This window comes from Polynucleobacter sphagniphilus (assembly GCF_001953355.1).
GTDB classification, from domain to species: Bacteria; Pseudomonadota; Gammaproteobacteria; order Burkholderiales; family Burkholderiaceae; genus Polynucleobacter; species Polynucleobacter sphagniphilus.
In genome coordinates, this window is record NZ_MPIY01000005.1 from 1 (window position 1) to 21,507 (window position 21,507).

Annotated in this window: 24 protein-coding genes; 13 read left to right on the forward strand and 11 right to left on the reverse strand. The window is 45.7% G+C overall.

Translation table 11 applies throughout. The features are described 5' to 3' along the window. The 3 genes from BOQ04_RS06335 to BOQ04_RS06345 all read right to left on the reverse strand — a co-directional run. On the reverse strand, positions 1-302 hold a 302-nt coding region (locus BOQ04_RS06335; RefSeq protein ID WP_143742160.1), incomplete at its 3' end, for an ATP-binding cassette domain-containing protein. Between the two features lie 37 nt (positions 303-339). Then, entirely contained in the window at positions 340-714 is a 375-nt protein-coding gene (locus BOQ04_RS06340) for a DUF2237 family protein (RefSeq protein WP_076023935.1), read from the reverse strand. A gap of 4 nt (positions 715-718) precedes the next feature. Continuing rightward, positions 719-1,414 carry an SDR family oxidoreductase gene (locus tag BOQ04_RS06345; protein ID WP_076023936.1) on the reverse strand — a complete coding sequence of 232 codons (696 nt, stop codon included), beginning with the start codon at positions 1,412-1,414 and terminating at the stop codon, positions 719-721. A gap of 61 nt (positions 1,415-1,475) precedes the next feature. On the opposite strand from BOQ04_RS06345, the gene BOQ04_RS06350 reads away from it, so the two are divergent. From BOQ04_RS06350 to BOQ04_RS06370, 5 genes are read left to right on the forward strand one after another with little or no spacing between them, the layout of a single operon-like run. Further along, a complete protein-coding gene (locus BOQ04_RS06350; protein WP_076023937.1) occupies positions 1,476-1,883 on the forward strand; it encodes a thiol-disulfide oxidoreductase DCC family protein in 408 nt (135 codons plus the stop codon). A 1-nt stretch (position 1,884) separates the two neighbouring features. Further along, positions 1,885-2,439, forward strand: a complete 555-nt coding sequence (locus tag BOQ04_RS06355; protein ID WP_083657541.1) for a chalcone isomerase family protein — start codon at positions 1,885-1,887, stop codon at positions 2,437-2,439. Positions 2,440-2,442: 3 nt separating this feature from the next. Further along, positions 2,443-2,991, forward strand: coding sequence for a DUF3833 domain-containing protein (locus BOQ04_RS06360; protein WP_076023938.1), 549 nt, complete (start codon positions 2,443-2,445; stop codon positions 2,989-2,991). 29 nt (positions 2,992-3,020) lie between these two features. After that, positions 3,021-3,509: a cupin domain-containing protein gene (locus BOQ04_RS06365; protein ID WP_076023939.1), complete on the forward strand. Its 489-nt coding sequence runs from the start codon at positions 3,021-3,023 to the stop codon at positions 3,507-3,509. Between the two features lie 8 nt (positions 3,510-3,517). Continuing rightward, positions 3,518-3,943, forward strand: coding sequence for a DUF2452 domain-containing protein (locus BOQ04_RS06370; protein ID WP_076023940.1), 426 nt, complete (start codon positions 3,518-3,520; stop codon positions 3,941-3,943). Between the two features lie 109 nt (positions 3,944-4,052). On the opposite strand, the gene BOQ04_RS10835 is transcribed toward BOQ04_RS06370, so the two are convergent. Genes BOQ04_RS10835 through BOQ04_RS06380 form a run of 3 tightly spaced genes read right to left on the reverse strand, consistent with a single transcriptional unit; the run spans position 4,053 to position 6,993 of the window. Beyond that, positions 4,053-4,883: a GntP family permease gene (locus BOQ04_RS10835; protein ID WP_198929298.1), complete on the reverse strand. Its 831-nt coding sequence runs from the start codon at positions 4,881-4,883 to the stop codon at positions 4,053-4,055. Positions 4,884-4,903: 20 nt separating this feature from the next. Further along, a complete protein-coding gene (locus BOQ04_RS10840; RefSeq protein WP_198929299.1) occupies positions 4,904-5,431 on the reverse strand; it encodes a GntP family permease in 528 nt (175 codons plus the stop codon). A 41-nt stretch (positions 5,432-5,472) separates the two neighbouring features. Continuing rightward, positions 5,473-6,993 (reverse strand): CoA-acylating methylmalonate-semialdehyde dehydrogenase, encoded by a 1,521-nt coding sequence (locus BOQ04_RS06380; RefSeq protein ID WP_076023941.1) that lies wholly within the window; start codon positions 6,991-6,993, stop codon positions 5,473-5,475. 298 nt (positions 6,994-7,291) lie between these two features. On the opposite strand from BOQ04_RS06380, the gene BOQ04_RS06385 reads away from it, so the two are divergent. After that, on the forward strand, positions 7,292-7,573 hold the full coding sequence (locus BOQ04_RS06385; protein WP_076023942.1) for an HU family DNA-binding protein: 282 nt from the start codon (positions 7,292-7,294) through the stop codon (positions 7,571-7,573). Positions 7,574-7,709: 136 nt separating this feature from the next. Next, positions 7,710-8,705 (forward strand): catalase family peroxidase, encoded by a 996-nt coding sequence (locus BOQ04_RS06390; RefSeq protein ID WP_076023970.1) that lies wholly within the window; start codon positions 7,710-7,712, stop codon positions 8,703-8,705. 61 nt (positions 8,706-8,766) lie between these two features. Here the strand turns inward: BOQ04_RS06390 and BOQ04_RS06395 are convergent, their stop codons facing one another. From BOQ04_RS06395 to BOQ04_RS06415, 5 genes are all read right to left on the reverse strand, one after another. Beyond that, positions 8,767-9,999, reverse strand: coding sequence for an MFS transporter (locus BOQ04_RS06395; RefSeq protein ID WP_076023943.1), 1,233 nt, complete (start codon positions 9,997-9,999; stop codon positions 8,767-8,769). Between the two features lie 46 nt (positions 10,000-10,045). Next, on the reverse strand, positions 10,046-10,927 hold the full coding sequence (locus BOQ04_RS06400) for a polysaccharide deacetylase family protein (RefSeq protein ID WP_076023944.1): 882 nt from the start codon (positions 10,925-10,927) through the stop codon (positions 10,046-10,048). 79 nt (positions 10,928-11,006) lie between these two features. Beyond that, positions 11,007-12,182, reverse strand: a complete 1,176-nt coding sequence (locus BOQ04_RS06405) for an amidase (protein ID WP_076023945.1) — start codon at positions 12,180-12,182, stop codon at positions 11,007-11,009. Between the two features lie 150 nt (positions 12,183-12,332). Beyond that, a complete protein-coding gene (locus BOQ04_RS06410; RefSeq protein ID WP_076023946.1) occupies positions 12,333-13,994 on the reverse strand; it encodes an L-lactate permease in 1,662 nt (553 codons plus the stop codon). Positions 13,995-14,195: 201 nt separating this feature from the next. After that, positions 14,196-14,861, reverse strand: a complete 666-nt coding sequence (locus tag BOQ04_RS06415) for a DUF1345 domain-containing protein (RefSeq protein ID WP_076023947.1) — start codon at positions 14,859-14,861, stop codon at positions 14,196-14,198. A gap of 147 nt (positions 14,862-15,008) precedes the next feature. Here BOQ04_RS06415 and BOQ04_RS06420 point away from each other — a divergent pair, with 147 nt between their 5' ends. The 6 genes from BOQ04_RS06420 (at position 15,009) to tcuC (ending at position 21,489) form a co-directional block, all read left to right on the forward strand. After that, entirely contained in the window at positions 15,009-15,674 is a 666-nt protein-coding gene (locus BOQ04_RS06420; RefSeq protein WP_158025481.1) for an AzlC family ABC transporter permease, read from the forward strand. Beyond that, positions 15,671-16,003 (forward strand): AzlD domain-containing protein, encoded by a 333-nt coding sequence (locus tag BOQ04_RS06425; RefSeq protein ID WP_076023949.1) that lies wholly within the window; start codon positions 15,671-15,673, stop codon positions 16,001-16,003. The genes BOQ04_RS06420 and BOQ04_RS06425 overlap by 4 nt, the downstream gene beginning before the upstream one ends. Positions 16,004-16,593: 590 nt before the next feature. Next, positions 16,594-17,535: a LysR family transcriptional regulator gene (locus BOQ04_RS06430; RefSeq protein WP_076023950.1), complete on the forward strand. Its 942-nt coding sequence runs from the start codon at positions 16,594-16,596 to the stop codon at positions 17,533-17,535. 73 nt (positions 17,536-17,608) lie between these two features. Continuing rightward, on the forward strand, positions 17,609-19,009 hold the full coding sequence (tcuA, locus tag BOQ04_RS06435) for an FAD-dependent tricarballylate dehydrogenase TcuA (protein ID WP_076023951.1): 1,401 nt from the start codon (positions 17,609-17,611) through the stop codon (positions 19,007-19,009). After that, positions 19,002-20,141, forward strand: a complete 1,140-nt coding sequence (tcuB, locus tag BOQ04_RS06440) for a tricarballylate utilization 4Fe-4S protein TcuB (RefSeq protein WP_269844385.1) — start codon at positions 19,002-19,004, stop codon at positions 20,139-20,141. The genes tcuA and tcuB overlap by 8 nt, the downstream gene beginning before the upstream one ends. Positions 20,142-20,187: 46 nt before the next feature. Continuing rightward, complete coding sequence (gene tcuC / locus BOQ04_RS06445; RefSeq protein WP_076023953.1) at positions 20,188-21,489, forward strand: MFS transporter; 1,302 nt, start codon at positions 20,188-20,190, stop codon at positions 21,487-21,489. The last annotated feature ends 18 nt before the right edge of the window (positions 21,490-21,507 follow it).

Sequence of the window (21,507 nt, forward strand, 5' to 3'; positions counted from 1 at the left end):
AATACGACGGTATTCCAGACAGTTTCGAAGGAATCGGTAGACAGTTCCTGTGGAACAAGACCAATTAAGGAGCGCGCCTCTTTGTAATTGCCAATGATGTTCTTCCCGTCAACCAATACTCGGCCAGAGCTAGGGTTCACAATTCCGCAAATAATGCTAATGAGGGTTGTTTTGCCAGCACCATTTTGACCAAGTAGGGCAAAGATTTCGCCTTTAGCAATTTCAAGATTGATGTCTTTGAGGGCCTGAAAGCCAGACTGATAGATTTTTGATAGGTGGGAAATGGATAGGATCTGATTCATTGGGGGTCATATTACCTGAAGGCTGTAATTGCTTGATTTATTGTGCGAATGAATAGGTTTCTAAAACTTCGAGGCTGATTTTTTCGAGGACATTGAAATGCGTACTCTCTAATTTAATTTGCGGCGCACAGTGCATTTCCATCGCCTCAATCCAGCGATTGACGCATAAGCACCACTGGTCGCCAGCGCATAAGCCAGGAAAGCCGTACTCCGGTCTTGGTGTGATGAGGTCATTGCCTTTGCTCAGGCTAAATTGCAAGAACGCATCACTGACAACTGCGCAGACCAAATGACTGCCAGCATCATCAACACCCGTGTTGCAACAGCCATCGCGAAAGAAGCCGGTAAGAGGGTCGAATGAGCAAGGGACTAGTGGCTGGCCATACACATTTAGGGTGGGAGCAATATTCATATCTTTACCAAGGTAGTTTTTCGCCGGAATATGATAAAAAACTTCCGGAGTCTTGTTTTTCAATACTTTCGATCACTTTGAAAAGATCACTGACGGCATCCAAAGCGGGGCGGCCAATTTGCTCCCCCTTAAAAAGCTTGGATAGTCTGGAGTTCACCGTGCCTGGATGCAATGCAACCAAGGCTGTATTGGGTTTAATTCTGCCCAATTCAATTGCTGCAGTTTTGATTAACATATTTAGGGCAGCTTTTGAGGCGCGATAGCCATACCACCCACCAAGACGGTTATCTTCGATGCTGCCAACTTTGGCAGACAGGGTGGCCATGATGCTATGTTGACTGTCGAGGAGTTTTGAAAAATGACGAATAGTCAGGGCTGGCCCAATCGCATTGATTTTCATGAGTTCGCTCAGTTGATCTGCATTGAGATCATCCAGCTTCTTTTCTGGCATCCAGTCGGCGCTATGAAGGACGCCAATCGTATTGATAATGAGTTGAAAAGGTGCTTTGGAGGCTAAAGCCTTGGCTGCGAGCTCAATCGATTCAGGTATCTGATAATCAATCGAGGGTGCAGATTGGCGGCTTATTCCCACAACCATTGAGCAGGAGGGGTTATTTTGCAGCAGCTCCATAAATGCAGATCCAATGGTTCCAGAGGATCCAATGACTAGTGCACGAAAGGGGTGGGGAAGTAATCCCATGGATTGTTTGGCCGGTGAGGTATCGCCTGCTAGTTTATTGAATAAGTCTTAAACTTGCTTGATGAGCCAGGAACTGCAAAAACTAAGCCTTTTTTATGATGGCGCTTGCCCTTTGTGTCAGGCTGAAATCACTTTTTTGTCTCGCAGAAATAATGCGGGGCTGCTCGATTTTGTGGACATCAACTCGCAATTTTATGATCCGCACACAACGGGTGTCTCATGCGACCAAGCTTTGGCATCAATGTATGGTCAATATGCTAATGGTGAATTGATTAATGGCGTGTCAGTTTTTTCAGAGGCCTACCGACGGGCGGATCTGCCTTTTTTGGCTTGGGTGTTTTCGCAAAAGGCGCTTCAACCGTTGCTGCAACTAGGCTATGGTTTCTTTGCTAGAAATCGACATGCTATCTCTAAAATCTTTGGTCCAGGCGCCTTATGGCTGGTAAATAGGACGAACAACAGGAAATGAGATGAAAAGACTCATTGCAGTTTTAACTTCAATACTCTGCATTGCGCTGGGCATGAATACGCCTGCTTACTCTCAAGATGCCTCTTTTATTCATGCACTATTAAATCAAGCAAAGTTACAGGGCGCTGGTAAATTTACTTATTGGGGGTTTGATGTCTATGATGCGAAGCTCTACCGCAGTAACAACGTAAGCGCGCCAGAATTTGCATTGGATATCCGTTATCTAAGATCTTTTTCAGGCCCTGCAATTGCCAAAAGAGTAACGCAAGAGATGGAGGGTTTAGGTGTTCCAGCGCAGCAAGCTGATCTTTGGGGTAAGCAACTTGCGACGATCTTCCCCAATGTTGAACGTGGCCAATCTTTAACTGCGATCTATTTGCCAAAACAGGGTACTGTATTCTTTCATGAGGGTAAGCAACTTGGCGAAATACCCGATACCCAATTTGCTAAAGCCTTTTTTAGTATTTGGCTCGACCCCAATACCAGCGCACCTAAATTGCGCAATCAATTGCTCGGACAAAGCTGCCCTCCACCTTTAATTAATGAGGCTTGTTGATTTATGAAAATACACTTACGTCAAATTGCCTTAGGTTTCTGTATGACCCTATTGTTGGGTGGCTGCTCTAGTCCTGCGGTTGTGCAATATGCTGATCAAAAGCCCGAGCTAGATTTAAGTCAATTTTTTTCCGGAACGATTCATGCCTATGGCATCTTTACTGATCGCAGTGGGGAGGTTAAAAAGCGTTTTACCGTGTTAATTCAGTCGAACTGGGAGGTGGTTCAGGGAAAAAAAGTAGGTACCCTGGATGAGAGTTTTGAGTATTCTGATGGCACAACGCAAAAGCGTATATGGCGGCTAACTGAGACAGCCCCAGGTCAATTTACTGGTACCGCAGATGATGTTGTTGGGGTAGCTAAAGGTGAGTCCGCGGGGAATGCCTTGCATTGGGCCTATACCTTGGCCCTTCCCGTGGATGGCACAACTTACCACGTGCAATTTGATGATTGGATGTATTTGGTGACGCCCAAGGTGATGCTTAATAAAGCCAAGATGAGTAAATTTGGTATTGAACTGGGTGAAGTAACCTTGAGTTTTTATAAGCCTTAATTGATGGACCCATGCAAAGGAACATGTTGATGAATAAAACAGGAGTTGTAAAGTATTTGATTGGTACGATCTTCTGCGGGGCAGTCTTTACTGTTGGCGCCCAAGTAATCCATCCAGGTGGATTTGTCACCATGACGCCGAGTGAGATTCCATGGAAAGATAGCGAGAGTGGCCTAAAGACAGTCATACTGTTTGGTGACCCAAGTAAGCCTGGGATCTACATCATGCGCAATATTTTTCCTGCAGGGGTGATGAGCACACCGCATTCTCACGATCAAGATCGTTGGGTAACTGTAATTAAAGGAACTTGGTATTCTGGTACGGATGGCGCTTGGGATCCAAAGAGCACGATCCCCATGCCGGCAGGCAGTGTCATGTTTCATCCTGCTAATGCAGTCCATTTTGATGGGTCACTGAAGGAGCCGGTTGAGGTCCAGATTATGGGGATGGGTCCAGTGAAGACGACTTATATTGACCCAAAATTGGGTAAATATGGACACCCATATAAATTGAATTAGGAGTTTTTGTGAGAATTGAAGATAAAGATCCCGCAAGGCATGCTGGTATTGAATACCCGATGGAGGTTGGAGCGCCCGTATTTGCACCGATTAAAGTCGTCGAAGAAAAAGATAAAGCGGTTAATGTTGCTAGGCAAAATGCAAAGCTTGAATACGATCGCATTATGGAGCAGGCTGAAGTCCTCATGAGACAGGCGAGGGCTTTGCAAGCGCGCCTTGATGCTACTGAGATGGTTCATCGCTCTAAGTTTAGTTTTAATCCCTTACACGGTAAAACCTATCATCTTTACTATGATCAAAGAAATGCCACGCATCTTCTCATTCAAAACGGACCGAAGGATTGGAGTTGTGGAATCCCTGATAACTGGGTGTACTCCATGGCAGTCAAAAAATTAGGTGATAGCACGTGGGCGGTAGTGGAGGAAGATCAGTAAACCGCAATTAAAGATAATTTATTGGATATAGAAAAAGCCCCTGAATCTACATCCAGGGGCTTCGTGTTTACTACTCCGTGAGAACCTATCTCACGGTAATCATGGGTGATTAAGCGAACCCAAAAATTGCAACAAATCCAAGCGCAACTCCAACCATCAAGATCTTCAAGACAGTCATTGCAAAGATATCTGGATAGGATTGCTTGTGTGTCAAACCGCAGACTGCCAAGAGGGTGATGATGGCGCCATTGTGTGGGCCAGTATCGAAACCGCCTGATGCGATAGAGGCAAAGCGACCCAAGATTTCTGGTGACATATTGACAGTTTGCGCCCAATCTAACCAAAACTTGCTAAACAGATCAAGTGCAATGGACACGCCGCCAGATGCTGAGCCGGTAATACCGCAAATGATATTGATGGTCACAGCCATGGATGCCAAAGGACCATCACCCCAGTTCATATTCATGACGCTATGAGCAATAGTGTTAAACCCAGGCAGGGCAGCAATCACGTTGCCATAACCAACTTCGGAAGCGACGTTCATGACTGCCAATAATGAGCCCACTGCACCAAGACTAATCGCTCTGCTAATACCGCCTTTGGAGATGCGATTAAAGCCGAGAGCGATTGACACCACAATACCGCAAGCAACGGCAATAATTAAGGACCAAATACTAATGACATTCTTAAGAGCAGTAGCCGTCAATGGTAATTTCATCGCCACAATCGGCGCCAATGAATCTGGATCCCAAGGAAATACATTGTTACCAATGTAGTTCACTACCAATACTGTCAACAAAGGCAGTATGGATAAATGCCATGATGGCAATGCTTCATCGCGTGGGCTTGGCTCGTTAATGGTATGTGCACCATAGCCTTCACCATTTGCATGGGCTTGATTAACACGATAGGTTAACCACATCATGCCGGTTACAAACATGATGATTGCAACAGTAATACCTAGGGTTGGCCCAGAATAAACACTGGTTCCAAAAAACTTAGTTGGAATAATGTTTTGGATTTGTGGTGAACCAGGAAGGTGAATGCCCCTAATACGATGCTGGCAGGTACAAACTTCTTTGGAATATCCGCTTGCTTAAATAAAGCGGCAGCAAAAGGGTATACGGCAAATACAACCACGAACATGCTGACGCCACCATAAGTCAAGATGGCAGCAGAAAGAACGGTTGAGAGCACTGCACGCTTTGGCCCTAAAGACTTAATAATTGCGCTCGCAATGGATTGCGCCATACCGCTTTCTTCCATCACTTTGCCGAAAATAGCGCCAAGCATAAATACAGGGAAGAAGTTTTTGACGTAGATCGCCGCCTTCACCATAAACAGCTCGGTGTAAGTTGGCATTACTGGCAATCCTTGTGAGAATGCCGCAATCAAAGCAAATATAGGGGCAAAAAAGATAACTGAATACCCCTTATATGCAAAGTAAATCAATAAAACTAAACTGGCAAAAATTCCTATAACTTCCATTTTTTGTCTCCGCTTATATTAGAAAGAAATGTCGATCTCAATTACTTCGAAGTCGGCATTACAAACTCAGCGCCTTTGGCAATACTCTCTGGCCAACGCTGCATGACACTCTTTTGCTTGGTATAGAAACGTACGCCTTCTTTACCGTAGGCATGCATATCACCAAAGAGGGACTTCTTCCAACCGCCAAAACCATGCCAAGCCATTGGAACTGGGATAGGTACGTTAATACCAACCATGCCGACTTGTACGCGGCGGGCAAATTCGCGAGCAATATTGCCATCGCTAGTAAAGCAAGCAACACCGTTACCAAATTCGCAAGAGTTCACTAGTTTCAAGGCTTCGGTAAAGTTGGCTACACGCAAGCAAGACAATACTGGTCCGAAGATTTCTTCGAGGTAAATCTTCATATCAGGGGTAACGTTATCAAATAGGGTACCGCCAATAAAGAAGCCATCTTCATGACCGGGTACTTTAAGACCGCGGCCATCTACCAAGAGTTTGGCGCCAGAAGCAACGCCGCTTTCTATATAGCCAGTAATGCGCTCAAGTGCAGCTTTGGTAACGATAGGGCCCATCTCAGCATCGAGCTCCATGCCATTCTTCACTTTGAGAGTCTTAGTACGCTCAATCAGTTTTGGCATGATTTTGTCAGCAGCATCACCTACCAATACCGCTACAGAGATTGCCATGCAACGCTCTCCAGCAGAGCCGTATGCGGCGCCAATCAAAGCGTCAATTGCTTTATCCATGTCGGCATCCGGCATGATGACCATATGGTTCTTAGCGCCACCCAAAGCTTGGGAGCGCTTACCAAAATGTGCGCAACGCTCATAGATGTAATTGGCAATAGGTGTAGAGCCAACAAAGCTAACAGCTTTCACATCTGGGTTTTCGATTAAGGCATCCACCGCCTCTTTATCACCTTGTACAACGTTAAATACGCCATCAGGTAGACCAGCTTCTTTTAAAAGCTTGGCCATAAAGAGTGAAGCCGTAGGGTCGGTTGGGCTGGGCTTGAGGATGAAAGTGTTGCCACAAGCAATCGCCACAGGGAACATCCACATTGGCACCATTACTGGGAAGTTAAATGGAGTAACACCAGCAACAACACCTAAAGGCTGACGCATGACCCAGTTATCAATCCCGGTTGATACTTGCTCGGTATAGTCGCCTTTAAGTAGCTCAGGGATACCAGTGGCAAATTCAACAATTTCAATGCCGCGGGTTACTTCACCTTGGGCATCGGTAAATACCTTGCCATGTTCCGCAGTAATGATGGCGGCTAACTCATCACGCTTGGCATTGAGTAACTCTAAATACTTGAACATAATGCGCGCACGGCGCAGTGGAGATGTTTGGCTCCAGCTCTCAAAAGCGGTTTGAGCGTTTGCAACAACTGCATCAACCTCTTTGCGGCTAGCGAGGGCCACGCGACGGGCTACTTTGCCAGTGCTTGGATTAAATACATCAGCAAAGCGACCCTCTGTTGGGTTGACTACTTTGCCACCCACATAGTGACCAATATCTTCTTTAGATTCAAAGGGTTGCGGTGCATTCATAGTGTATATATACCTGTTTTTAGTGATAAAGCTTGGGATCTTATCGCAAAACCCCGTTTTTTGTTGGGCGTGCCAAAGCCGATTAGCTGGCTATTTCATTCAGAATGAATGTGCGTGAATATACAGATAGGGGATCAAAATGTCCCTGACCTTTATCAAGTCTCTTTTATCTCAATTAGAACTTTAGTTTTAGCCGCTCAGGAACTTGATTTTGGTCAAGATTGTCACTTATCAATAGAGCTATAAATGAGTTTTAAAGCCATTAATAATGTGTTGTTCAAAAGAGGGTTGATAAAAAATGAATAAATCTGAGTTGGTTGAAAAAATTGCTAGTGATGCTGATCTTTCTAAAGCATCTGCTGATCGTGCCCTGAGCGCAGTAATTGCTCATATTATTAAGGCCGTTACCAAGGGTGATGATGTCCAGTTGATTGGTTTTGGCGCATTTAAGTCCGGCAAGCGTGCAGCGCGCCTTGGGCGCAATCCAGCTACTGGTGCAGAAATCAAGATTCCCGCAGCCAAGACAGTGAAATTTACTGCTGGTAAAGCGTTTAAGGACGCTGTTAATAAACGTAAATGAAATGTTGCAGTACGGCATTAGAAAAAGTCACCTGAGGGTGGCTTTTTATTTGGTGTGAGAGGGTATGCCCTTATTTGAGTTTACGCAAAAGACAGTATGCTGTGTCGATCTACAAATATATGTGGAGGAGACAAATTTGAAGTTCAAGAAAAAGGCTGCTTGTTTTATTGGAGCGGCCCTATTAGCCCCCACCTTTTCCTATGCCCAAGAAAGTGTGACGCCTGATCAGGTAGTGGGCGCTATTGAAAACCAATTTGGTGTGAATCCGGGTCAGAGGCGCAATCATATTAATGGTGTCTGCGTTGCCGGATCTTTTGTTGGTAATAAAAGTGTTCAGGCTTACACCACATCACCTTTGTTTTCCGGGAAAGCTATCCCGGTGATTGGTAGATTTTCCTTAGCAGGTGGTAGCTTAAAAATCCCAGACACAGCCAGAAATCCTCGTGGCATGGCCCTCGAGTTTGAATTGCCCAATCAAAATAGACAGCACTTTACGATGCTCAATGTTCCAGTATTTGGCGCAGCTACACCCAGCTCTTTTTACGACGGTGTGATTGCAAATACGCCAGACCCTACAACCGGTAAACCTGACCCAGAAAAGGTAGCTCATTACAAAGCAACTCATCCAGACGCGCAGGCGCTGGGAGAGTATTTAGCAAAAAACAATCCCGTTGTGAGTTATGCCAATAGTGATTTTTATAGCGTGCATACGTTTCGATTTATTAATAAAAATCAGCAAACCACTCTCGTCAAGTGGCGCTTTGTACCGGAGGATGGTGTGAAGCGTTTGTCGGATGAAGAGCTTAAAACAGCGCCAACCCGTTTCTTGGACCAAGACATCATGTCTAAAACGCAAGCAGGACTGGTGCGCTGGCAGATGATGCTTGTCATTGGTGAGCCTGGTGATGAACAAACTAATCCCACTATTTATTGGCCGGCAAATCGCAAAGAAATTAAGGCCGGTGTGCTGACCTTGAGCTCAGCTTCTCCACAACAAGGCGGCGCTTGCGAAAAGATTAACTTCGATCCTTTGGTAATGACACAAGGCATTGCACCTACTAATGATCCCGTTTTACTGTTCCGCTCACCAGCTTATGCTGATTCCTATGCCAAGCGTATGACAGGCCAGTAATAGACTGCAGTGCAGAATTACAAAACAAAAATCCTCCCCATGAGCAGGGAGGATTTTTTAGTTAAGCTAGCTTCTTTTTTGCGAGTAGTGGCAACGTTGCAGCAATAATGGCGCATAGCGAAATCTGAATGAATCCAGCCCCAGTCCAGCCAAATGATCCTTTGAGTGCCGCCAAAAGATAGCCAGCAAATGCTGCAGGAATATACAAGCTAGCGACGAACAGTCCTGACGCTTTCGAGGCATAGGAGCGCTTTACGGATTTGATAATTCCTGCTGAAAGATTGGCGTATGCCATGCCGCTGATAGAAGCGCCAAATAAGAAAGATAGCCCAATATGCACTGTCAGGGAATCACTGATACCTGAAAACAAGATGCCACCCGTGATTGAGGCCACAAGTAGCGAAATAAAAAGAAGTTTTTGATAGTTAAAGCGATCGCCAAGCCAGCCGCCAAAGAGAGACAGCAAAGCCCCTGCGCCATAAAAGCTGACTGCCAAGCCCGCTTGTTTTGGAGTGAATCCTAAAGCTTCGCGTAGGTAGGTTGGGTATAGGCCTAAATATCCGTAAATGGAGAGGCCAGCAAAAACGGTTGCCAATGCCATGATCATTGGCGTTCTTGACAAAAGAGTGCCCCCGGATTCGTTATCAGCAATAGTTTCTTGTGCGGTGCTCGGGGTGGCAACGGACTCGCTAAACCATGGCTTGACAAAAAGGACAATCAAAATGAATGTTGGGAGGCCTGCCAAACCAAATACGATAAAAGGAGTTTGCCAATTTGTAATGCCTAAGATGGCGGCACCCAAGTTTGGCCCCAGAATAGCCCCAATTCCAAATGTAAAGTTAAGTGAACTTGCCGCCACAGCGCGATGATTAAGAAAGTAGGTGGTGCCAATTGCCAAAATTGCAGTTAGCTGCATCGCCTCACCTAGACCAGAGATAAAACGGTAAATAATTAAATCCGTTAATGTGGTTGCGTACCCTGTTAAGTAGGTGGCAACGGAGAATAAAACAAGTCCCAGTAAGACGACATTCTTACGCGACATTTTGCTGAGCAAGAAACCTGTGGGGATGCCAGCGAGCCCCATGCCCAATGTAAATACAGTAGAAGCTAGGCCGACCTGTGGAAGTGATAGTTCCAAGGCTTTGCGAACATCACTGGCAAGAACAGAAAATAACTGACGGTCCATCGCATTGACAACATAAGAAAGCAAGAGAACAACAAACATCAGCAATGCCCATTTTGGGTTTTCCAAATGGAGGGTTTGCTTTTGAGGGATTGGATTGGCGTTGCTCATAGTCGTTCCTTCATGTTTACGATGGCAATTGATTAAATGGCTGAGGTTAATTATTTTGTACTAGATAAATATCAAGAATTTCTGCTCCCGTACAAATCAGAACCTCGTTATGGGCTTGAATGTAATCGAGCAATGCCTCTAAATATTTAATGCGATGCGGTGCACCAGTAAGGTAGGGATGAATAGATATAGCCATTACCCGTGGAATTTTCTCGCCCTCTAAATAGAGTCGATCAAATTGATCTTTGCCTCTTTGGAAAATTTCATCAGAGCGATGTTGTTGAACGGCAGAAATCACCACGTCATTGATTTCAACGCTATAGGGGACCGAAACAATTTTTCCGGTTTCCGTTTTGATTGATACGGGTTGATCATCCAGCACCCAGTCAGCGACATACTCTATGCCAGCAGCGGCAAGTAAGTCAACGGTGGTTTCTGTCTCTGTAATACCGGGGCTTTCCCAGCCACGCGGCGGCTTGCCAGTAAATTCAGTAATTGCAGCAATCGTCTTGGCTATGGCTTCAGCCTGATCTTCTACCTTATGCATCGGCTTTTGCTCAAACCCATGGCCCATAAAGTCCCAGCCAGCCTCACGAGCTGCTTCACAGGCCTCAGGATATACAGTAAGAGCAGATCCGTTGACGGCGAAAGTGGCCTTAATCTTGCGACTCTCTAAGGCTTCTAGAAATCTCCAAAAGCCCACGCGCATTCCGTACTCATGCCATGCCCAGTTGGGAACGTCTGGTAATAGGGGTTGCCCCATCGGGGGAGATAAAACAGTTCTTGGCATTGCTAAAGCAGGGGACCAATTCTCCACATTAACAATAATCCAGACTGCAACGCGTGCTTTTTTAGGGAGAATAAAAGGCTTACGTTTGATGATCGAGGCATATGGAATGCGATCTCTGATTGGGGTTAGGCTAGTCATGGAAGTGTTTTCCTCTTCACTGATGCATACATGTCGAACATACTATATTTAATTGAATGAACCTGGGTAACTAGATTCATTATTTTGGTGCAACTATTTGCTCAAGAAGTGCCAAATCCATATTGCGATTGCCCAAGATCGAGATTCCAAAAGGGGCGCCTTCAATTTGCAGCAAAGGGAGGGTGACTTGGGGAAGTCCGCATAGTCCGGCAATGCACAATAATTGGAATGTATTTTTTCGGAAAGCATCAAATTCCTCCATTGAGGAATTTAGTTTTGGCGCCACATCAATTACGGTGGGAAGGATTAAAAAGGTATTTCCCGATAATAATTTTTGCATCGCTAAAATAATTTCCGCTTGTTCGGCTTTGGCTTTGAGAACCTGCTCCTCATTAATGAGCTTAGCCGCCTCAAAGCGTTCCTTGACGCCAGGACCAATGTCCTGAATATGAGACTGAACCCATTGACCATGCTCTTTCCATGCCTCCGCAGCCTGAAGGATACGAAACGTTTCCGTCCAATCTTTTAGATGCCCCGAGCCAATACTTATAGTGGGAATGTCTGTCAAGTTAAGGTGCTTGCTAACCGCTTCTTTGCTCTGGGTGGCCAATGCTGAAGGTAATAAATCGAAAGCTTCTTTTATATAAGCAAAGGTAGGCTCATAGATTGGGGTGGGCCCTTTTAATAAGATCTTCCCAAGCTCTAGAAGAATTTGAGCATCTCTCGAGAACCATCCCAAGGTATCAAAACTTTTGGCTAGGGGCCGCGCCTCTGCAAGACTAATGCACCCATGAGTCGGTCTAAAACCATAAATCCCGCAAAAGCTAGCAGGTGCCCTTACTGAGCCTCCGGTATCAGATCCTATGGCAAAGTCTACCAATCCTGCTGCTACCGCTGCAGCTGAGCCGCTAGAGGATCCCCCGGGAACGCGATCCGGCGCCGCACAATTAACAGGAGTCCCGTAATGGGGATTCATTCCCAAGATACTGTATGTAAGCTCGTCGGTGTGGGTTTTACCAATCAGTGATGCGCCAGCATGAAGCAAAGCTTCGATAAATTCAGCGGTCTTGTTTGGGATGGGGTGAGAATGAAGCCATGCTGGACTTCCAAATGAAGTAGGAACTCCAGCAATGTCGTAGTTATCTTTTACCCCGAATGATAGCCCTTTGAGTGGCCCCGAGGCAGTTGAAATAATTTCGATAGGAGCATGTTTGCAAAAGGCATTAACGTTATCGCGTTCAAAGATAGTGGGCATGGGATCTCAGGGGGTAAAAATTAAAAGTCCCTATCAGTGTAGGTGATCTGCGCAAATTTAGCTGGGAGCTTATAAACAAAAACCCCGCTATTGCTAGCAGGGTTTTATTATTGCAACCCTGAAATTTCAGGGCCTCTTCTACTGAGCTATTTACTTCACCACCATCAAGGTAAATGGTGAAACATAGGCTTGCAGGGTAACCAAGATACCTACTAAACAAGCTAATGCAATGGAGTGGAAGAATACAAAGCGCAGAATGGTTCCTTCGTGGTTAAACCAACGAGTCGCTGTGGATGCTACAACGATCGATTGTGCATCGATCATTTTGCCCATCACGCCACCAGAGCTGTTGGCTGCTCCCATCAAGTTTTGACTCAGACCCAATTGGTCAGCAGCCACCTTTTGCATACCGCCAAACAAGACGTTTGAGGCTGTATCTGAGCCAGTCAAGGCTGTGCCCAACCATCCCATCAAGGTTCCAAAGAAGGGGTAGAGGGCGCCAGTTGCAGCAAAAGCCAAACCTAAAGTGGTGTCCGTTCCAGAGTAGCGGGTTACTGTGCCCAAGCCCAACATCAAGCAAATGGTGATTAATGAGTAACGCACCAACCAAATTGTTTTACCGTAGTTCACAATCAAGCTGATTGGGTTGTATTTCATTAACAAACCACTGATGATGGCTGCAACTAAGATGGCAGTACCACTTGCCGACAGTAAGCCAAAGACATATACCGCTGCTTCTTTGGTTGGCACCGGAACGGCAGGAGCCACCTTTTCAACCATATTGTGCAGCCCCTCGATTGGGAATTTCGGAGCAAAGATGCCATTCATATAGGCTTTTACTTCTGGTAAGCCCCAAATAAAGACGAGCACAGTCAAGATGATCCAAGGCAGCCAGGCGCGAATCACATCGGCGCGTGGATGTTTTTGTGGAATAGATGGTGCCTGTGCATCACCTCCATCGGCCTCATGATTTTTGAGGGTAGTAGATTTCCAAATGGTTTTTGGTGACCAAACCTTCAAAAACAATACAAGAGCAGTCATTGAAACCAATGCAGAAATCACGTCCACTAATTCAGGTCCAATGTAGTTTGATACATAGAACTGGGAAACTGCAAAGCTGATGCCAGTTACGAAAATAGCAGGCCAAACTTCCCACATTGCCTTGCGACCAACAAAGGCCCAGATCAGCCAGAAGGGCACAAGGAAGGAGAAGAATGGCAATTGACGGCCAACCATAGCGGAGATAGCCATGACATCGTAGCCATGCACTTTAGCTAAAGTAATAATTGGAATACCTAAGGCGCCAAATGCGACTGGTGCAGTGTTGGCAATTAACGATAAGCCGGATGCAGCCAGGGGTGTAAACCCAAGGCCAATCAAGATTGCAGCGGTCACCGCCACTGGAGTGCCAAATCCTGCCGCACCTTCAAAGAAGGCGCCAAATGCAAAGGCGATTAAGAGTAACTGGAGGCGGCGATCTTCAGTGATGCCAGCAATAGAATCTTGCAAGATCTTAAATGAGCCATTTTGCTCAGTCAGTTGGTGCAAGAAAATAATATTGAGAACAATCCAGCCAATTGGTAGTAGACCAGTTAGGCCACCCAAGAGAGCTGCTTTGCTAGCCATTTCCATTGGCATACCGTAAATAACGATTGCTACGATCAGGGCGCTCAGAAGGCCCAAACCTGCTGCAATGTGGGCTTTCATGTGCAGGAATGCCAAACCAACTAACATGACAACAACCGGAACTGCTGCCAAGAGAGTTGATAGGACCATATTACCCATTGGGTTGTAGATTTGTTGCCAAACCATGTGTTGCTCCTATTAATAAGTTAATGCGATTAGTTTTTGCTTATTTCTAAGCATTAAAAAGCCCAAGGACCTTTTGGATCTCCATCAATCACCTTGCAAATCAATCTTTATGGTTTTGTTGTAAAAATGATCAATTCGCTGTTTGGCGTATCAAAAATGCATATTACCCCATTAGCAGGGGCTCTTTTTGGGCGGGCGTATTCAGATTAACCCTGATACGATATTGATCGTCAAGGCCAAAATGGCTGTATTAAAAAAGAAGGCCAGTACGCAATGCACTAGTACCGTTCGCCGCATGGTCTGGCTGGAGATATTGACATCGGCAGTTTGTGACGAGGTGCCAATGATGCAAGCAAAGTACAGAAAGTCACCATAGTTAGGCAAGGGGGTGCTCGGGAAGTCGAGGCCGCCACGTAATTTTCCATCCCTAGAGGGCAGGTAATAGTAGTGGGCGTACTGTAGTGCAAACATGGTCTGTATAAAGGCCCAAGTCAGAACAATAGTGCAGGCTGCCAAGCCAATATGAGAGACTCTTCCGCTACCGGTAACGCCCTTGGCAACAATGGTCTCTGCAACGATTGCACCAATGGAGGCGAATGCAGCAACAATGGCCATGGCTAGCACCACATATTGACCTTCATCGTTACGAAGTGCTCTTTCTTTAATGTCTTGATTTTTAGAAAAAATGAGTTGTGAAGTCAGGGCTAGATAGGACAAGACCATGACGTTCCAGCCGATGAGGGTGCGGGTCAGGGGAAGAAGAGCTAGGCTGGCTGGGAGTAAGTAGCTAACAGTAGCTCCCAAAAAAATAGCCAATATCAATCTAGGTCGAGATTGAATCATTTGAAGTAGTGGAACTTTTTGCATAGGCTATGCCAAGCTTAACTTAAATAAGTGTTAGCCGCGAAATTTGATAATCCAGTATTCTTTTCTAATTGTTAGCTCTGTGAGTATGCATCGATGTATTTAAAGAGAGTAAGGCAGTCACCCGCTTTTTTTGAGGGATTGAAGGCTATGGCAGAGCCTGCCTTAGCGTTGATTGCCTGGTCAATCGTCACCAATATCGCCTTGTTGTCTGCTGGCTTAAATGCCTCCCATACCTTTTGGTTCAATATATTGGTTTATGCTGGGTCAGCACAGCTGGCAGTCATCCCTTTGATTGTTGGGGATTATCCATTGTGGACTATTTGGCTCACCGCATTGATTGTTAACTCCCGCTTCATTATCTTTAGTGTGGCACTTCAGCCATATTTTAAAAAATACTCCTTTGTTCAGAGGCTTGGCATTGGCTATATCAACGGCGATATCGTGTTCGTGAAGTTTTTAGAAAAATTTCCTATAACTAAGCATGGCAATAAAGCGGAAATACAATTATTTTATTTTCTGGGCTTGGCTCTGGGTAATTGGCTTGCATGGCAATTTGGGGTTTTGTTAGCGATTGCTTTTGAAACCCAAATACCAGGCTCATGGGGTCTTGGATTTGCAGGCACGCTTGCTCTGGTGGCGCTTGTCATTCCAACCATAAAAAATAAGACGGCATTGGTTTCTGCATTGATGGCCGCTCTTACATGCGTACTGACTATTAACTTGCCTTATCGCCTCACTATTGTTTGCTCAGTGATTGCAGGTGTACTTGCTGCTGCATGGATGGACCGTGCTATTAGTAAGGGGGCGCGATGATCGGATTTGATTTATGGCTTGCTTTTTTCGGTTTGATCATCATTACCTTTATTAGTAGAGGGCTTTTTTTACTGATGGGCGACAAGTTTCACATTTCAGAGAGTATTCATGAGTTTTTGCGCTATGCCCCTACTGCGGCTTTGATTGCCATCATTCTGCCCGAGGTCATTTTTACAAAAAATACAGCGCACTTCTATGAGCTCAATGTATGGTCGCCACAGCTCTTTGGTGGAATAGCAGCAGTGATCGTTTTTTTATTCACAAAAAGCATGCTGGTAACTATCTTTATTGGCATGACCATCTTTACAGTCGCAAGATTTTTACTTTGAGCCTTGTGGTAACAAGAAAGCCCAACCAAGTTTCCCCGTTGGGCTTCGCCTTCCGCTAAGGGGAGGCTTGTGCGAATATGAAAGATTAAGGTTTCATAACGCCGAGCACATAGATGTGCTCACTAAGTTACTGGCGGTTGCCAGTGCGGGCTACACATTCTCTGTAAACCCACAGCTTCATCCTATGCTTGCTTTTGCTATTCGTCAAATGAATTTATAGATAGTTTAGTTATTAAAGGGGATGGAAGCTAAAAAACGTCTTGAACTAAATGAATCGCTGCATTGGTTTCACAGCTACATTTGTAGCTTATGAGCGCGAGGGGTTTCTATTCCGGGGTGATCGGGGCATCATATGGCTACGTGTATATGCGATTCTCAATTTCATTTGGCGCTAGTGAGACAAGTGTGATTGTATTTAGCAATCAACGATCTTCATATTTCGATTGCGCCTCGTTTTGCCGATGATACAAATGGCATAGTGATTTGTGCTGATGTCTATGATGGTAGCTAATTAACTCGCTTACTCATTCGTTAAGATAAGTGCACACTGAGATTGAAGTGAAAGCTATTTGAAAAGGCAATGTCGTTCAATGGAACTCAAACAATTAAAGTATTTCGTAAGCGTTGTAGAGCATGGCAGCATGGGTAAGGCAGCGCTTGCCTTGGGTGTGGTTACATCCGCTCTTAGTCAGCAAATTAGCAGACTAGAAAGCGAGTTGGCAATTCGTTTGCTTGTGCGCACATCAGGTGGCGTTGTTCCAACCGAGGCGGGTTTGGCTTTTTGTCAGCAAGCTCAGTTAACTTTGCGTCATGCAGATGATGCCATTCTTGCTGCGCGCTCCGCCCGCTTATCTGGCCATGTGAGTGTTGGCCTCGCACCCAGTACAGCGAGTGTAATAGGCCTCCCTTTTTTGAGGGCGATGCAAGAGCGGTATCCAGAAGTTCGCCTGCGTTTGGTAGAGAGTCTTTCTGGGCATTTGGAGTCGATGTTGATTGGGCGACAAATTGATCTGGCTATTTTATTTAGAGAGATTCCCACCCAACGTTGGAGCTTTGTACCGCTTTTGGACGAACACCTTTTTTTGATAGGACATGCCAGCATGAAAGGCATGCCCTCCGGATCTAAGGTAGCACTCTCCAGGTTAGGGGGGTTGCCCCTCATTTTGCCAAGTGGATCACATGGCTTGCGTGCGCTACTCGATGGCGCGTTTAGGGGTAGCCAATCTCACCCGCAGATTGCCCTTGAGGTTGATGGATTAGCCATGCTCATGGATGCAGTCCGTGGTGGACTTGGTGCGACCATTCAACCAGGTGCGGCACTGGCACACATCCAAAATCATTCTTTAGTAAGTGTGCGCATAGCTGATAAGGATGCAGTTCGGCCTAACTTGATTGTCAGCGTTTCGGATAGTGAGCTTTCACCAGCTGGGCTTGCAGCGCGTGTAGTGTTAGCTGATGTAAGTCGTCAATTGGTTCTGGCTGGTGACTGGCCTGGTGCAAGCTTACGCTCCCACAATCTTCACAAAAAGTGAAGACTACTTGTCAATATTGGTATATCGTAGAACACGCTGTCCTGCTAAAGTAAATTTTTAATCAGGAGTGTAGATGGTCGATGTATTAGTAATTGGTGGGGGTAATGCAGCATTATGTGCTGCGCTAATGGCGCGTGAGGCCGGTGCAAGTGTAATGCTGTTAGAGTCCTCCCCGAAAGAATGGCGAGGCGGCAATTCTCAGCACACTCGCAATCTTCGCTGCATGCATGATTTCCCTGAAGATGTATTGGTTGATGCCTATACGGAAGAAGAGTATTGGCAGGATCTTCTAAAGGTTACTGGAGGTAATACCAATGAGGCGCTGGCTCGACTGGTGATTCGTGCATCTGCAGACTGCCGCCCTTGGATGCGTAAGCATGGGGTGCGATTTCAGCCACCCTTATCTGGCGCTTTGCATGTAGCGCGAACTAATGCTTTTTTTATGGGTGGCGGTAAAGCTTTAGTGAATGCCTATTATCGCAGCGCAGAAACTCTGGGGGTGCACATTCGTTACGAAACGCCTGTGGATAGAGTGGAGTTAGATGGCGATCGGTTTGTTGCTGCATATAGTGGAGAGGAGCGTTTCGAGGCTCGAACCTGTGTGCTGGCGTCAGGTGGTTTTGAATCAAATCGTGAATGGTTGCGTGAAGCCTGGGGTCAAAATGAACTTGGCGAATGGCCAGCTGATAATTTTCTGATTCGTGGTACCCGTTTCAATCAGGGTGTTTTGCTAAGAGCGTTATTGAATGCTGGTGCAGATAGCATTGGTGATCCTTCGCAATCGCACTGCGTTGCTATTGATGCACGTTCACCTTTGTATGACGGAGGTATTTGCACGCGTATTGATTGCGTATCGTTGGGGATTGTTGTGAATCGCAATGCGCAGCGTTTTTATGATGAGGGCGAAGATTTTTGGCCTAAGCGTTATGCAATTTGGGGTCGTTTGGTAGCTCAACAAGCTGGTCAAATTGGCTACTCCATTATCGACTCTAAAGCGGTTGGGCGTTTTATGCCACCAGTCTTTCCTGGTGCAAAAGCAAATACCCTTGAGGAACTTGCATCTCAATTGCAACTGCCAGAGGCGCAGCTAGTTGAGACAGTGAACAGGTACAACGCAGCCTGTAAAGAGGGTACTTTTGATCACACCCTTTTAGACAATTGCCATACCGAGAACTTGCAACCTCCCAAGACGCATTGGGCTAGACCAATTGATAGCCCGCCATATTATGGTTATGCATTGCGGCCCGGAATTACTTTTACGTACTTGGGGTTAAAGGTGAATGATCGTGCCCAAGTTCATTTTGGCGGACAAGCCAGCCCAAATCTATTTACCGCCGGAGAAATGATGGCTGGTAATGTTCTTGGTAAGGGTTATACGGCTGGCGTTGGAATGTCTATTGGCACTGCGTTTGGGCGGATTGCTGGAGTAGAGGCGGCGCGCGCCAGTTTGCAAATAAGGAATGAACATGCTTGATAAGTCTTCTATAGTAATTCCGATTGAGGTCATGTCAGAGGATGAGTCAGAACTCGCTCGTGAGTTACAGATTTGTAATGCTTGCCGCTACTGTGAAGGGTTTTGTGCGGTCTTTCCGGCGATGACTCGGCGACTCGATTTTAGTAAAGCAGATGTTAATTATTTGGCCAACCTTTGTCATAACTGTGGCGCTTGCTATCACGCTTGCCAGTATGCGCCACCCCATGAGTTTATGGTCAATATTCCGCAGGCAATGGCACGAGTGCGACTTGAAACTTATACCCAATATGCCTGGCCAAAAAAACTTGGAGCCCTGTATCAGCGCAATGGCTTGTTCGTTTCGTTAACGCTTGCATTTTCGCTACTTATATTTTCTCTGGCAGCACATGTGCAAACGAGTAATCAAATGACCAGTCATTTGGAAGGTAATTTTTATGCTGTTTTCCCGCATAGTGTATTGGCAATCATCTTTGGAGTCATTTTTGGGTTTGTATTGATATCTTTAGGCATAGGCGTTCGGCGCTTTTGGAAAGACATATCTACCGATCGAGCCACTACGGAAGCGGTAATTGAGGCCAGTACCAACGCATTAACCCTGAAATACCTTGATGGCGGTCATGGGGAGGGTTGTAACGAATCAGACGATGCCTTTACTTTAATGCGCCGCCGCTTTCATCATTTCACCTTCTATGGTTTCATGCTTTGTTTTGCAGCCACCTCAGTTGCCACCATGTATCACTATGTTCTGAAGTGGGATGCACCTTATCCTGTGCTGAGTCTGCCAGTTTTATTGGGTATTGCTGGAGGTATTGGTTTGCTCATCGGACCTGCTGGTCTTCTTTGGCTGAACCTGCGTCGCCATGACCAACATGGGGATGTGCGTCAACGCCCAATGGATTGGGTATTCATTACGCTCTTATTTTTATCGGGATTTACCGGTTTAGCCTTGTTGATCTGGCGTGATAGCCCTGCAATGGTAAATTTATTGGCAATTCATCTGGGTGTGATATCGGCGCTTTTCATATCATTGCCTTACGGCAAATTTGCTCATGGTATTTTTCGTTGTGCCGCATTACTGAAGTCATCCATCGAAAGGCGTCAAGCTAGCAATTTAAATCTGGGCTCTGATTAGAATGGATTCATTATTTTGTATATCCAACCCTCAATGGGAGTTATGAATGAATTCCAGTTTGAAGTTAGCGCCAACAAAACCGACAACCACAGTTTCAACTTTTGGAGCTGTTTTGCGTGTCACCAGTGGCAATTTTCTTGAGCAGTTTGATTTCTTTCTCTTTGGGTTTTACGCTACCTCTATTTCGAAAGTATTTTTTCCGGCCGACAGTGAATTTGCTTCGCTGATGTTAACGTTCGCAGTCTTTGGCGCCGGCTTCTTAATGCGTCCCTTGGGAGCAATTTTTTTAGGGGCTTATATTGATAAGGTCGGGCGCCGCAAAGGTTTGATTGTCACCTTATCCATTATGGCGAGCGGCACCATCTTAATTGCTTGTGTCCCAGGATATGCAACGATCGGAATATTGGCGCCATTTTTGGTTTTGCTGGGGCGGTTATTGCAAGGCTTTTCTGCTGGGGCGGAGTTAGGTGGTGTTTCGGTTTATCTAGCTGAAATGGCTACGCCAGGACGAAAAGGTTTTTTCACAAGCTGGCAATCCGCTAGTCAACAGGTTTCGATTGTTTTGGCTGCGGTTTTGGGTTATTCGATAACCCAAATCATGCCCGCTCAAGATATCCTGGCTTGGGGTTGGCGTATCCCATTCTTTATTGGCTGCGGTATTGTTCCAATCATTTTTATCTTGCGTCGTAGCTTGCAAGAGACTGATGAGTTTAAGGCGCGCAGACACCATCCCAGCACTCGCGAGGTGTATGCAACCATACTGAATAACTGGATGACTGTATTGGCTGGGATGTTTTTGGTCGCAATGACTACAGCTACTTTCTACATGATCACTGTATACACGCCAACTTTTGGTAGGTCGGTATTAAAGTTGAGCGCCTCTGATAGCCTCTTGGTTACCTTTTTTGTCGGGATTTCCAATTTTCTGTGGTTGCCGGTAGGTGGCGCCTTATCCGATCGCATTGGCCGACGCCCGATTTTGATTGCTATTACCGTACTAGCTATTTGTACCGCTTATCCATCGCTCACTTGGTTATGTGCGGAGCCTAGCTTTGAACGCATGTTATTAGTTTTGCTTTGGTTCTCATTCTTTTTTGGCATGTATAACGGTGCGATGGTGGCCGCCTTAACGGAGATAATGCCAGTTAATGTTCGGGTAGCTGGATTTTCCCTCTCATTTAGTTTGGCTACTGCAGTTTTTGGCGGATTTACACCGGTTGTTTCGACTTATTTAATTAACTTAACTGGAGATAAAGCAGCGCCAGGCTATTGGCTCAGTTTTGCTGCTATTTGTAGTCTAGGAGCAACTCTATTTTTATACCGCCGGGCGACGGTATTTTTAAAATAAAAGAGGCTAATCAATCCC